Annotated in this window: 9 protein-coding genes and 1 pseudogene; all 10 read left to right on the top strand. The window is 60.4% G+C overall.

The window, feature by feature from the left end; translation table 11 throughout:
* The first annotated feature begins 23 nt into the window (after nucleotides 1-23).
* The 10 genes and pseudogenes from DESUT3_RS14530 to DESUT3_RS14485 all read left to right on the top strand — a co-directional run bounded on the left by DESUT3_RS14530 (nucleotide 24) and on the right by DESUT3_RS14485 (nucleotide 12,637).
* The gene (locus DESUT3_RS14530) at nucleotides 24-632 is read left to right on the top strand and encodes a sugar transferase (protein WP_225911519.1); all 609 of its coding nucleotides are present in this window, start codon (nucleotides 24-26) and stop codon (nucleotides 630-632) included.
* A gap of 132 nt (nucleotides 633-764) precedes the next feature.
* Complete coding sequence (locus DESUT3_RS14525) at nucleotides 765-1,700, top strand: GNAT family N-acetyltransferase (protein ID WP_221249193.1); 936 nt, start codon at nucleotides 765-767, stop codon at nucleotides 1,698-1,700.
* 382 nt (nucleotides 1,701-2,082) lie between these two features.
* Nucleotides 2,083-2,724 carry a sugar transferase gene (locus DESUT3_RS14520; protein WP_221249192.1) on the top strand — a complete coding sequence of 214 codons (642 nt, stop codon included), beginning with the start codon at nucleotides 2,083-2,085 and terminating at the stop codon, nucleotides 2,722-2,724.
* Complete coding sequence (locus tag DESUT3_RS14515) at nucleotides 2,708-3,508, top strand: GNAT family N-acetyltransferase (RefSeq protein ID WP_221249191.1); 801 nt, start codon at nucleotides 2,708-2,710, stop codon at nucleotides 3,506-3,508. Before DESUT3_RS14520 ends, DESUT3_RS14515 begins: the two co-directional genes overlap by 17 nt.
* 391 nt (nucleotides 3,509-3,899) lie before the next feature.
* Nucleotides 3,900-5,179 (top strand): annotated as a pseudogene (locus DESUT3_RS14510) (DegT/DnrJ/EryC1/StrS family aminotransferase).
* A gap of 53 nt (nucleotides 5,180-5,232) precedes the next feature.
* Nucleotides 5,233-5,889 (top strand): response regulator transcription factor, encoded by a 657-nt coding sequence (locus DESUT3_RS14505; RefSeq protein ID WP_221249190.1) that lies wholly within the window; start codon nucleotides 5,233-5,235, stop codon nucleotides 5,887-5,889.
* Nucleotides 5,890-6,094: 205 nt separating this feature from the next.
* Nucleotides 6,095-8,038 carry a polysaccharide biosynthesis protein gene (locus DESUT3_RS14500; RefSeq protein WP_221249189.1) on the top strand — a complete coding sequence of 648 codons (1,944 nt, stop codon included), beginning with the start codon at nucleotides 6,095-6,097 and terminating at the stop codon, nucleotides 8,036-8,038.
* Nucleotides 8,039-8,191: 153 nt separating this feature from the next.
* Nucleotides 8,192-9,544 (top strand): outer membrane beta-barrel protein, encoded by a 1,353-nt coding sequence (locus tag DESUT3_RS14495; RefSeq protein ID WP_221249188.1) that lies wholly within the window; start codon nucleotides 8,192-8,194, stop codon nucleotides 9,542-9,544.
* A gap of 63 nt (nucleotides 9,545-9,607) precedes the next feature.
* Complete coding sequence (locus DESUT3_RS14490; protein ID WP_221249187.1) at nucleotides 9,608-10,408, top strand: SLBB domain-containing protein; 801 nt, start codon at nucleotides 9,608-9,610, stop codon at nucleotides 10,406-10,408.
* Nucleotides 10,409-10,444: 36 nt separating this feature from the next.
* Nucleotides 10,445-12,637, top strand: a complete 2,193-nt coding sequence (locus DESUT3_RS14485; protein WP_221249186.1) for a GumC family protein — start codon at nucleotides 10,445-10,447, stop codon at nucleotides 12,635-12,637.
* Nucleotides 12,638-12,809: the final 172 nt, after the last annotated feature.

Here is a 12,809-nt window from a genome sequence, read left to right as displayed (position 1 = left end):
ATCGCAGAGGCGTCAAGCCTGTTATGGATTTTGCCCTGGGGGGGGCGGCCTTGCTGGTGCTGTCGCCCCTGTTCCTGGTGCTGGCGCTGCTGGTGCGCTTCAAACTCGGGGCGCCGGTGCTCTTCCGCCAGGCCCGGCCAGGCTGGAAGGCCCGGCCCTTTACCATCTACAAGTTTCGCACCATGCTGGATGCCCGGGACCCGCAGGGAAAACCGCTTCCGGATGAGCAGCGCCTTACCGGATTCGGCAGGTTTTTGCGCAGTACCAGCCTGGACGAATTGCCCGAATTGTTAAACGTGGTCAAAGGGGAAATGAGTCTGGTGGGGCCCCGGCCGTTGCTGATGGAATATCTGGGCCGCTACTCCCCGGAGCAGGCGCGTCGCCATGAGGTGCGGCCGGGAATCACCGGTTGGGCCCAGGTCAATGGGCGCAACGCATTGAGCTGGGAGGAGAAATTCCGCCACGATGTCTGGTATGTGGACCATCAGTCGCTGAGCCTGGATGTGAAGATTCTCTGGCTTACCCTGATCAAGGTCATTCGGCGCGAGGGGATCAGTGCCGAAGGCTATGCCACGGCCCCCTTTTTTCTTGGAAACCAGCAAGGCGGCGAGGATGAGCCCCGGGAGCGCTGAAGCATGATCAACGCGGAGTTCATTAGCCCGAATGATGCAAGATGGTCCAAGTTTCTTGGCCAGACCCGTCACGATTTTTACCATCTTCCTGAATATGTTCGCTTTGCCGCCAATTATGAGGGGGGCGAGCCCATGGCTTTCTGGGCCGAGGACCAGGGTGCCTGCTGCCTGATTCCCCTGGTGCGGCGCCATCTGCCGGCATTTCTCAAGGCCCCGGCCGCCTGGACCGATGCCTGCTCCCCCTATGGTTACCCTTCACCGCTGCTGGCCGGAGAGCCCGCCCGGCGGTTGGATCATTTTCTTCCGGCGTTTCGGGAGTTGTGCGGGCAGAGCGGGATTGTTTCCATCTTTCTGCGCCTGCACCCGCTGTTGCCCCTATCCCTTGAACGCGCCGCAGATTTCGGGCGGTTGGTGCAGCATGGCGATACGGTGTTCATCGACCTGCTGCAGTCGAGTGAAGAGATCTGGCGGCAGACCCGGAAAAACCACCGGACCGACATCAACAAACTGCTTCGCACAGGTTTCGAGGCGCTCATCAACGACTGGAGCCTGGCCAGGGATTTCAAAAGGGTCTATCGCCAGACCATGCAGAGGGTCGGAGCCACGGACTATTACCAGTTCTCCGATGCCTATTTCGACGGGTTGAAAGAGGCGCTCAGTGAAAAGCTCAATCTTTGCTCGGTGCTCTCCCCCACGGGGGAGGTGGCTGCCGCCGGCCTGTTCACCACCTGTAAAGGGATTGTGGAGTTCCACCTGGCCGGCACCGAGGAGAAGTACCTGAGTCATGCCCCGACGAAGCTGATGTTTGATTTTGTCCGTCGCTGGGGAAAGGATCTGGGGAGCGAGGTGTTCCACCTGGGGGGCGGCGTCGGTGGAGAAATCGATCCCCTGTACCATTTCAAAGCCGGGTTTTCCAAATTTCGCAGTCCTTTTTTCACCTTGCGCCTGGTTCAGGATGCGCAAGGCTACCAGGAGCTGTGCTCCCGGGCCCGGGGGGGAGTTGCCACTGGCAGTGCCGGGGGGGAGGATTTTTTCCCCTGCTACCGAAAAGGCATAAGGGTGAGTTGATTTCGAAAAAAAAAGGAGGTGATTTAAAGAATTTCAGCGGTGTTATGTCGATTTCGTCCCTTGCGTGGACAGGCTTTACCATGCAGTTTCGTAAAGCTTTATGAATGCAGAGGAAACCTCATGGAGGCAATCAAGTTGGACTTTCGTTCCTGCGCTGGAGCGTCGGGCTGCGCCGAAAATGACCCTTGCCCGAACTTCGAAAGCGATTGCGGCAATTGCATGTTGGACGGGGAACTGTGCAAGGTTTACGCAAAATACCTGTTGAAATGCGGTACCGCCCATGACCTTCTGGAGTTCTGGGCCCATCGCCATCCAAAGTCGAGCCATTGAGGGGGCCTGGTCTGGCGTGCTTTGGGGCGGGGGTGTTTCCTCGAGAAATTTTATGAAGCGCTGCCTCGACATCATTTCAGCTGCTTTGGGGGTGCTCCTGCTCAGCCCCCTGCTGCTGCTCACCGCGTTGCTGATCCGCTGGCGGCTTGGGGCGCCGGTGCTGTTCCGGCAGCAGCGGCTGGGGCGGGGGGCCGAAATCTTTTCCCTGTTCAAGTTTCGCACGATGACCTCGGAGGTGGACGGTGAGGGGCGCCTGCTCCCCGATCACCTTCGCCTGACGCCCCTGGGCCGCTTTTTGCGCAAGACCAGCATCGACGAATTGCCCGAACTGATCAACGTGCTGCGGGGCGAAATGAGCCTGGTGGGCCCGCGGCCGTTGCTGCCGCGCTATCTTCCTTATTTTACCGAGGCGGAGAAAGTCCGCTTCGAGGTGAGACCGGGGATTACCGGTTGGGCCCAGATCCATGGGCGGAACCTGCTCTGCTGGGCGAAACGGTTCGAACTGGACACCTGGTATGTACGCCACCGCTCACTGTTTCTGGACCTGCGCATTCTTTATCGGACCCTGGCCGTTGTCCTGACTCGCAGAGGGGCGGAGGTCGACCCGGGGCGCATCATGCTCGATCTCGATCAGGAGCGGGCCGGTAGAGACAACAACCCAACATGGAGGAGCACTGGTGAACCTGGAGGTTGAGGTGCGCTTTGCCCAAGTGAGGGATGTGGGGGCCGTCTGCTCCTTGGCGCTGAGATCCTTCGGCGCCGAATTGACCGATCGCCTGATCTATGGAAGCGGCGGTTTCCCGTTTTACATGAGGGAGCAGCTCGAGGTGCCCGGGGGATTTTCCGATACCAGGTACCTGGTGGCCGCCAGCGGAGGTGAAATGGCCGGCTTCGCCGAAATCCTCTGCCGCCCGCCTCAACTGTTCCTGAATTACATCTGTGCCGACAAGCAGAAAAATATCAAGGGCCTTGGCTCGCTGCTGCTGTATCGCTCGCTGCAAACGCTCGGCGCGGGAAACTGCAGGAGCCTGCTCCTTGATGTGTTTGATTCCAATGTCAAGGCGGTGAGCTGGTACCGGGCCCTGGGTTTCGAGGAAACTGGCCGTCATACCTGGTGGGCCATCTCGCTGCCTGAATGCCCGCCGGATGTCAGCGGCTATTTGTGCCAGCTGCCCCAGGCCATGGCTTGCCAAAGGCGGTTCGGTTTTTCCAGGTTTCAGGTGCGTACCGCCGGTCAGGTCTACGAGGTGGGGATGCTCGGGGATCGTTGGTTTCGCATCACCAGCCCGGAAATTCTCGAGGATGGCGACGCCCTCGGCCTGCTGCGTCGGCTCGACCCCGGCCGCCGCCTGTTGGCGATTCTCCCGGAAAAGACGCCCCCCGCGGGATGGCTGGACAAGGCCAGGACCCTGGACACCTCCTTGAGGATGGAGGCCGGCATTTCGCCGCTCATGCAAGCGCTGGAGAATAAACTCTAGCCTTGTCCTGCCGGCTGCGCATGCCCATATCACCCGCGCGGGTTTCCCCCGGACCGTAGGCTGGCCCTCTCTTTAAGCTGTTCTCCACCCTATCTCCGAATCTTTCAGGGAAATGGACCACAAAAGGTTTGCTGTTTTTGTCAAACCAATGGCGGATTGTTTTTTCTTTTTATATTGGTAGTCTTTAATTCCATCGGAGCCACAAGACCACAAAGGGTCCTGACCCGCCCGGGGTTCCGGTGCGGGTGGCACCAACCTCGGGCCAATGAATAACAGCGTGAGCATGTAGCTAATCTGCCGGCAGACTCGGTGCGTGGGCCGTTTTTTCCAGAACTCCCGGCGGCCCTGGCGGGAGCAGCAGGGTTCTTCCGGACGAGACAAGGATGTGCCAATGAAAACCGCAGCCCCCTGGGCCCCGGCTCCCCTTCGCCAGGCTCCCTTTGCCCCCTGGCCCTGTTTTGCCCAGGACGAGGTGGATGCCGCCTCGGCCGTGCTGCGCTCGGGGAGGGTGAACTACTGGACGGGCGAGGAAGGCCGAAAGTTCGAGCAGGAGTTCGCGCAGATGGTCGGCAGTCGCCATGCCATCGCCCTGAGCAATGGGACGGTGGCCCTGGAGCTGGCCCTGTTTGCCCTGGGCATCGGCCCGGGCCGTGGGAGCCGGTGTTGGGCACCCCAGTATGGCAGCTGGAGCTGGCCCTGTTTGCCCTGGGCATCGGCCCGGGAGATGAGGTGGTGACCACCAGCCGCACCTTTATCGCCTCGGCCAGCGCGGTGGTGATGCGCGGGGCCATCCCGGTGATCGCCGATGTGGACCCCGACAGCCAGAACCTGACCGCGGAGACGGTGAGGCGGGTGCTTTCGCCCCGCACCCGGGCGATAATCGCAGTGCACCTGGCCGGCTGGCCCTGTGACATGGATCCGCTGCTGGAGCTGGCCCGGGAGCGCGGCCTCAAGGTCATCGAAGACTGCGCCCAGGCCCACGGGGCCACCTATAAGGGGAAAATGGTCGGCTCTCTGGGGGATGCCGCGGCTTTTTCCTTCTGTCAGGACAAGATTATGACCACCGGGGGGGAAGGGGGGATGCTGACCACCGACGACGTCGGTCTTTGGGAGCGGGCTTGGTCCTTCAAAGATCACGGAAAAAGCTACCAGGCAGTCTTTAACCGCCGGCACCCGGCGGGTTTTCGTTGGCTGCATGAGTCATTCGGAACCAACTGGCGGCTGACCGAAATGCAGTCTGCCATCGGCAGGGTGCTGCTCGGGAAACTGCCGGGCTGGGTGGAACAGCGCCGCCGCAACGCCGCCGTGCTGGCGCAGGGGCTGGGGCGAATTCCGGGTTTGCGGGTCCCCCTGCCGCCGGCGGTGGTGGGGCATGCCTACTACAAGTTCTATGCATTCGTCCGTCCCGAGCAGCTGCGGGAAGGCTGGAGCCGGGACCGCATCCTCGAAGCGATCGTGGCGGAGGGGATTCCCTGCTTCAGCGGCAGCTGCAGTGAGATTTACCTGGAAAAGGCTTTCCGGAACGCGGGGTTGGGGCCTCCCCAAAGGCTTCGGGCCGCCCGGGAATTGGGGGAGACCAGCCTGATGTTCCTGGTTCACCCCACCCTGAACCAGGCGGATATGGAAGACACCTGCCAGGTGGCCGCCAAAGTCATGGCCGCGGCCACTTAAAGATGAGCAACGAGGGGGCGAAACTTGCTGGGCGCTCCCGAAAGGAATGATCGATGCCAATCCGACTGTTGATCTGCTGCCGCAACTATCTGCTCGCAGAGGGCTTGGGGAAATTGCTGGAAGATGCCGAACAGCTGGTCGTCGGCGGGGTGACCTGCAGAGCGGAGGAATTGACCACCATGCTCAGGGACTCTCCCGACGTGGTCCTGTGCGACCGGACCAGTTGCGAGCACGTGTTCACCCAGAACCTGCCCGTTAATGGGACCAAGGTGCTGCTGCTGGCCAATGAGGAGAATGGGCCCTTTAATTACGTGGATCTTCAGGAGATGGTTGCCAAGGGGTTGGCGGGGATCATGCCGTTTGACTCGGATTCCCAGCTGCTGAAAAAGGCCATCGTCAAGCTGCATGCCGGCGAGCTCTGGATCGATCACAAGACCATCAGCAATGCCCTGGTCAGTAAAAGCGAGGAAAAGCCCAACATCCGGCTGACCAAGAAAGAGGCCGAAATCCTCAAATATGTCTGTGCGGGCGACACCAACAAGAAGATCGCCCAGAGGCTGAACATCAGCGAGCAGACCGTCAAGTCCCACTGCAACCACCTTTTCAAGAAATTCGGGGTCAAGAACCGGGTGAAACTGGCCCTGCAAGCTTCCCGCTCGGCTTCGAAATTCCTCAACGCCGGCACCGGGGGAAATGTCAGCACCGATTGACTCGCGCCTCGGACCCCGGCCACCGGTCGCCGAATGCTCCCGCCCTGTTGCCGGGGTTTTTAAGAAAAAATTGCAACATTGGTGCAGGGTCATCCTCCCTCCTATTTTCCGGCCTTCTCCCCAACCTTAGGGTAATTGAATTACTCCGCTTGTCTTTTATTCTATTGTTAACAATTATTAAATTTCTTAAAGGCAGGGAATTGAAATGGCCATTTCGGTTGGGCTTTTGAATAGAGGCAGTCTGCGTTCGGCCCTGATGCTGGGGTTTCAGGCTCTGGTGGTTTCGTCATCGTTTCTGCTGGCGTTTTTAGTGAGGTTCGACGGCGACATCCCCGCACCATATTGGGAGGCTTTCTACGCGACCCTCCCCGCCATCATCTTGATAAAACTGGCGGTATTCTGGCGGATGAGGCTCTTTTCGGGCTGGTGGCGATACGTTTCCCTGCCGGACCTGTTGGTGTTGCTGCGGGCCAACTGTTACGCCTCGCTGGGCTTTTTGCTTTACGTGGTGACGATCCATCATTTGACCGCCTTGCCCCGCTCGGTCCTGGTTCTGGACGGGCTGTTCTGCTTCCTGGCCCTGAGCGGAGCTAGGGTCCTGACCCGAATCCTGCGGGAGAACCACATTCTTTACCAAAAGGACAAGATCGCCAACCGCGAGCATCTGCTGATCGTCGGTGCGGGCGCCGTGGGCCAGTCGATCGTCAGGGAGATCCGCCAGAACCCCCACTTGAACCGGGAGGTGATCGGCTACATCGACAACGATCCCGAGCGGCATCAACAGCGCTTTCAGGGCGTCGCGGTCCTGGGGCCGGTGGACCGGCTGGAGCGGCTGTGCCGCGAGCGCGGAGTGGACCAGGTGGTGATCGCCCAGCCGGCGCTCGGCCCCAAGGAGCTGCGGGAAATCCTCGAGCGCTGCCGCAAGGCAGGGGTTAAATCGAAGATTCTGCCCTCGGTAGAGGACATCATCACCGATGCGGTTTCGGTGCAGCATATCAGAGACGTCCAACTCCAAGACCTGCTGGGCCGCAAACCGGTGCGGATCGATTTGGAGGAAATACGCGGTTATCTGCAGAACAAGCGGATCCTGGTGACCGGTGCCGGCGGCAGCATCGGCAGTGAAATCTGTCGCCAGGTGGCGAGCTTTGGGCCGGCCTGCGTCCTGCTGCTGGACAATGCCGAGACCCCCCTTTTCCATGTGGAAAACGAGTTGCGGGAGAGGTTTCCGGCCGTGGCCTTCGAAACCAGCCTGAGCGATATCCGCGACCTGGCGCGAATGGAATACATCTTCAGCCACTGGCGGCCCGAGGTGGTGTTTCACGCCGCCGCCTACAAGCATGTCCCCATGTCCGAGCACAACCCCATCGAGGCGATCCGCAACAACGTCATCGGAACCCGGAATCTCGCTGACCGGGCCCACGATTTTGGCGTCCAGCAGTTTGTCATGGTCTCTACCGACAAGGCGGTGCGTCCCACCAACGCCATGGGTGCGAGCAAGCGGGCGGCCGAGATCTATGTGCAGACCCTCGCCCGGACCAGCCCGACCAACTTCGTGACGGTGCGCTTCGGCAATGTCCTGGGGAGCAACGGAAGCGTGGTGCCGATATTCAAGGAGCAGATCCGTAGGGGCGGCCCGGTGACCGTCACCCACGCCGACATCACCCGGTTTTTCATGACCATTCCCGAAGCGGTGCAACTGGTTCTCCAGGCCGGCAGCATGGGGCGGGGAGGGGACATCATGCTGCTCGACATGGGCGAGCCGGTGAAGGTTCTGCACCTGGCCGAGGAGTTGATCCGACTCTCGGGGTTGAAGCCCTACGAGGATATCGAGATCGTCTTCACCGGCCTGCGTCCCGGGGAGAAGCTCTATGAAGAACTGTTGCTGGATGACGAAGGAGTGCGTCCGACCAGGCACGAAAAGATCTGCGTCGCCAACGCTGTCTTTCACGATCCTGCAACCCTGAAGGCGCAGATCGAGGACCTTTACCAGTCCTGTCGCCACATGGACCTGGAGGGGGCGCTCAGGGTTCTCAACAGGATAGTTCCGGAATACAAGATCAGCCGCGACCTGGCCTTGCCTCACCCCGGGCGTGCGATCCCCCCGGGAGCAGGCGAGGGGCCGGCCCCCTATGTCTTGTTGCGCTCCTGAGCCAAAGGCTTGGTTGGGGGAGTATGCAGTATTTGTCTTGGTTAATTAGCAATGACTATTGACAGCGCCCCTTCTTTTGGTAGTTATTAACCATACGGAAGGGTGCTTTTTTTTTACCTTGGGTTGAAGGCCCACCTCAGCTTAGGGGGTTAAATGCGAATCAAACAACTGGTTCTGGCAGGCGCGGTGTTTCTTTTCCTTGGGGCCAATCCCCTTGCGGCCGCGAGTTTGTCCAGCGCGGTAGGTGGCTTGCCCTCCTCGGCGGGGTACGATTCGACCATGATGCCCGAGGGCCTGGAGGTGAGTCCCGATTCGGCCTTCGGCCAGACCTGGAATTACCTGCATCCCTATTTTTCGCTCGGGGAATATTACACGGACAACCTGTTCAACACTGAAGATAACCAGGAAAGCGACTTCGTAACGGTCATCACCCCCGGGATCTGGTTTTCTCTACCGGCCGGCCGGCAACCCCTTCTGGACGTGGAGACGCTCAACACGGCACCGGGCGGGTTTGAACTGACCCGATTCGATACCGAGGCCCCGCGGCGGATGCAGGCCTATGCCCTGTACCGCGCCAACATCAACCGCCATGCGGATTTTTCCGAGGAGAATACGGTGAACCACCGGGGCGAAGGGGTGTTCCGCTACAATTTCCGCGGCGGCCTGTCCCTGGAACTTTTGGACATCTACGAGGTTGAGCAGGACCCCTACGCCACCGGTAACTCCCGGCAGCTCAACGAGTTCACCTCCAACGTGCTCAATGCCCTCGCCGTCTACCGGATCACCCCGAAAACCCGGCTGCGCGCCGACTACTCCTGGTACACCCTCAGCTACGACGAAACCGCTGAGCGGTTCCGGGACCGCGACGACAACGGGTTCAGCCTGTTCGCCTTCCACCAGTTCTGGCCCAAGACCTCGCTGTTTCTCGAATATGAATTCGTCGACATCGACTACGATCGCGACCTGTTGCCCGACAGCCAGGAGCATCACTACTTTGCCGGGGTGCTGTGGGATGCCAGTGAGAAGCTCCGGCTGCAGGGCAAGCTCGGTTACGGCGTGAAGCAGTTCGACGGCCGGCTGCGCGATCCCGACGACAACCACGATTTCATCGGTGAGGCACGGCTCGACTATCACTTCACCCCCAAGACCTCGGTCGCCCTAATCACCACGCGCCAGGTGAACGAAACCGACATCCTGGCCGGGCCCAGTAATGTCCTGACCCACCGGGTCGGGGTGGCCTATTCTCAGCGCATCACCTCCAAGGTGCGGGCCATCGCCGATCTCAACTACATCCGCGACAGCTACCGGGGGGGGGATGTTGTGGTCAATCTGGAAACCGGCAAACGCCGGGACAACTACTACAGTGCCGGGCTCGCCCTGGGCTTTTCCCTGCGCAAATGGCTCAATCTGAGTGCCGGCTACAACTACGTGGAGCGGGATTCGAACTTCGACAGCTCGGATTACCAGTCCAACATCTTTTTGCTCACGCTTACCGCCGCCATCTGAGCAAACACCCCGATGCGGCGACGGACGGCGGGAATACTCCGCTCCCCGGGAAAAGGTGGAATCATGAAGCGATGGATGCTGATGGCAGTTCTCCTGGCGCTCTTCAGCCTGAATCCCCCAGCCTGGGCGGTGGATACCAACTACCAGGTGGGCGACGGCGACGTGCTCAAGGTGACCGTCTACGACAACCCGGACCTGGACGCCACTGTCCGGGTCAACAGTGACGGGACAATCCATTTTCCGCTGCTCGGCCAGGTCAAGGTCGGTGGCTTGAGCGTGGCCCAGGTCTCCGACCAGCTTGCCAGAAAACTGGCTGACGGGTACATCGTCAACCCGCAGGTCAGCGTTTTTGTCGAAGAGTTTCGCAGCAAGAGAGCGATTATCATCGGCCAGGTGAGGACGCCGGGCCTTTACGAGCTGAGCGGGCCGACCTCCCTTTTGGAGTTGGTCTCCAAGGCCGGGGGGCTCACCCCCGAGGCCGGCGACAAGGCCACTATCAAACGCAAGTCCGGTCCCGGCGGCGACCAGGAGCAGCTGATCACCGTGAATCTCAAGGACCTGCTGGAAAGAGGGCTGGCGACACTGGATGCGCCGATCATGGACGGGGACAACGTGTTTGTCGCCAAGGCCGAAGTCTTTTACGTGACCGGAGAGGTGGGCCGACCCAATTCGTATCGCCTGGAGGAGGGGACGACGGTCATCAAGGCCATCACCATGGCCGGGGGGTTTTCCCCCATCGCCTCCAAGAGCCGCGTACGGATCATCCGCAAGGTCAGGGGGAGTGAACAGATCCTCAAGAACGTCTCCATGGATGTACCGGTGCTCCCCGAGGATGTCATCGTGGTTCCAGAGAGTTTCTTCTGATCCGCCACAGGATCGTCAAGCGAGGAATTTGCTTTTATGTTGATCAGCGACAGGGAAATGCATCTGCGGGACTACCTCAAGGTGGTCTCCAAGCGCCGTGGGGCGGTAACGACCTTTTTCGGGGCCACTTTTCTGCTGGTGCTGCTGGCGACTTTTGCCGCCACGCCGTTGTACGAGGGGAAAACTCGCATCGTCATCGAAAAGGTTCAGCCGAGCGATCTGACGGGCAGGGGGCGCGCCGACTCCATGGACCCGGAGTTTTACGAAACCCAGTACCAGCTGCTCAAGAGCCGGGCCGTGGCCTACCGGGTGATGGCGATGCTCTCGCTGGAGGAAAACTACGACGCTTACCGCCAGGAGAGTCGAAAAAGCGCCTCGGGGCTTCAGTCCCTCTGGCTCTGGACCAAGGATCTGAAGAACCAGCTGGCCACTTTTCTTAAAATCCGCAAGCCCGATGGGGAACCCTCTGCGCAGCCCTCGAAAAAGGAGTGGATAGCCGACCAGCTGCTTGAGAACCTCAAAGTCCGTCCCCTGGAGAACAGCCGCATCGTCAGCATCATCTACGAATCGCCCAATCCGGAGCTGGCCGCCCTGGTCCCCAATGCGACGGTCAAGGCTTACGTCGAGGAGACCCTGGAGATGAAGATGGAGTCGAGCCGACGGACCCTGGAGTGGATGAGCAAGAAGGCCGAGGTGGAGCGCGCCAAGCTGGAGAATGCCGAGCAGAACCTGCAGGCTTACATGGGGGCCAACAACATTCTGACCGTGGAAGACCGTGTGGCCGTGGTCCCGGAGCAACTATCGGAGATCAGCTCCCAGCTGGTGCGGGCCGAGTCCAAACGCAAGGAGCTCGAAATACTGTACCAAAAGGTCAAAGGGGTCTCGGGGGATACGGACCTTGCAGAAACTGTCGCCGCCATTGCCTCGGACACCACGCTCCAGGCCCTGCGCGCCCAGATCGTGGAGGCCGAAAAGAGCATCATGGAGCTCTCGGGCAAATTCGGCCAGAAGCATCCGGTGATGATCAAGGCCAGGGGTGATTTGCAGGTGCTGCGGCGCAAACGGAGCCACGAAGTCGCCCGCATCATCGAATCGATAAAAAATGAATACGAGCTGGCTGTATCGGTGGAGGCGGGTCTGCGCGATCAGTTGGCGAAGACCAAATCCGAAGCCCTGGTGCTCAACGAGAAATTCATTCAGTACGGTGCTCTGAAACGAGAGGTTGACACCAATCGCCAGATGTTCGACGCCTTGTTGCTGCGCATGAAGGAGCAGAGTATTACCGAAGAAAACCAGGCCGCCGACCTCTGGATTGTCGAAGAGGCGAAGGCTCCCGGCAAGCCGGCCAAGCCCTGGAAGGGGGTCAACCTGCTGCTCGGCTCCATCCTCGGGCTTTTCGGCGGGGTCGGGCTGGCCTTTTTCCTGGAATATCTCGACAATACGATCAAGAATCCAGAGGAGGCCGAGGCCGGGTTGGGTGCGGCGGTGTTGGGAATCGTCCCCCTATGTCATGATCGGCATCCGATCGAGGAGGTCGTGCTGAAGGAGCCCCGCTCGGCGTTCGCGGAAAGTTACAAAGCCCTGCGCACGGCCTTGCTGCTTTCCTCCGCCGACTCGCCGCCCGGGAAGATCCTGATTACCAGCTCCCTCCCCGGCGAGGGCAAGACCACCACCTCGGTAAATCTCGCCGTGGCCCTGGCCCAGTCCGAACACCGCGTCCTGCTCATCGACGGCGACCTGCGCAAACCGCGGATCCACAAAATCTTCCGGCTCACCAACCAAAAGGGCTTGAGCACCTACTTGGCCGGCACCACGGGTGGCGACATCCTGGAAAAAGGGCCGCTCGCCAACCTGACGGTCATCCCGGCGGGCCCCATCGCCCCCAACCCCTCGGAGCTTCTGGCCTCGAGCCGCATGAAGAAGCTGCTCGATACCCTCAAGCAGGAATTCGATATCATCATCTGCGATTCGCCCCCGGTGCTTTCGGTGGCCGATGCGCGGATTCTGAGCCGGTTCTTTGAAGGGACGGTCCTGGTGACCCGGGCCGGACAGACCACCTACGAGGTGGCGAAAAAGACCCTCAAGATCCTCCACGACATCAACGCGCCGGTGCTTGGCCTGATGATCAATTCCCTGGATCACAAAGAGGGGGAGGATTATTACAATGCCTATTACGCAGCTCCCGAACCGGCCCAGAAAGGCTCCATGGCCGGCGAGAGGATTGCCTGAGGCCAGATGACCGGGGATTCAGGCCGCTCGGCTGGTTCCAGTTTGTCCCTCCGTGGCCCCTGGATGTTCGGCGTCCCGGGGATATGCCTGTGATGACGGCCAGAATCGAAGTCCCGGCGGTGGTGCGACCTTTCCCGTCCACCAGGACCGCCGAACCCTCGGCGGGGGCATG

The sequence above is a fragment of the Desulfuromonas versatilis genome (genome assembly GCF_019704135.1).
Taxonomy (GTDB): domain Bacteria; phylum Desulfobacterota; class Desulfuromonadia; order Desulfuromonadales; family NIT-T3; genus Desulfuromonas_A; species Desulfuromonas_A versatilis.
Note: the sequence above shows the minus strand (reverse complement) of the source record. Positions and strands in the feature narration are given on the sequence as shown.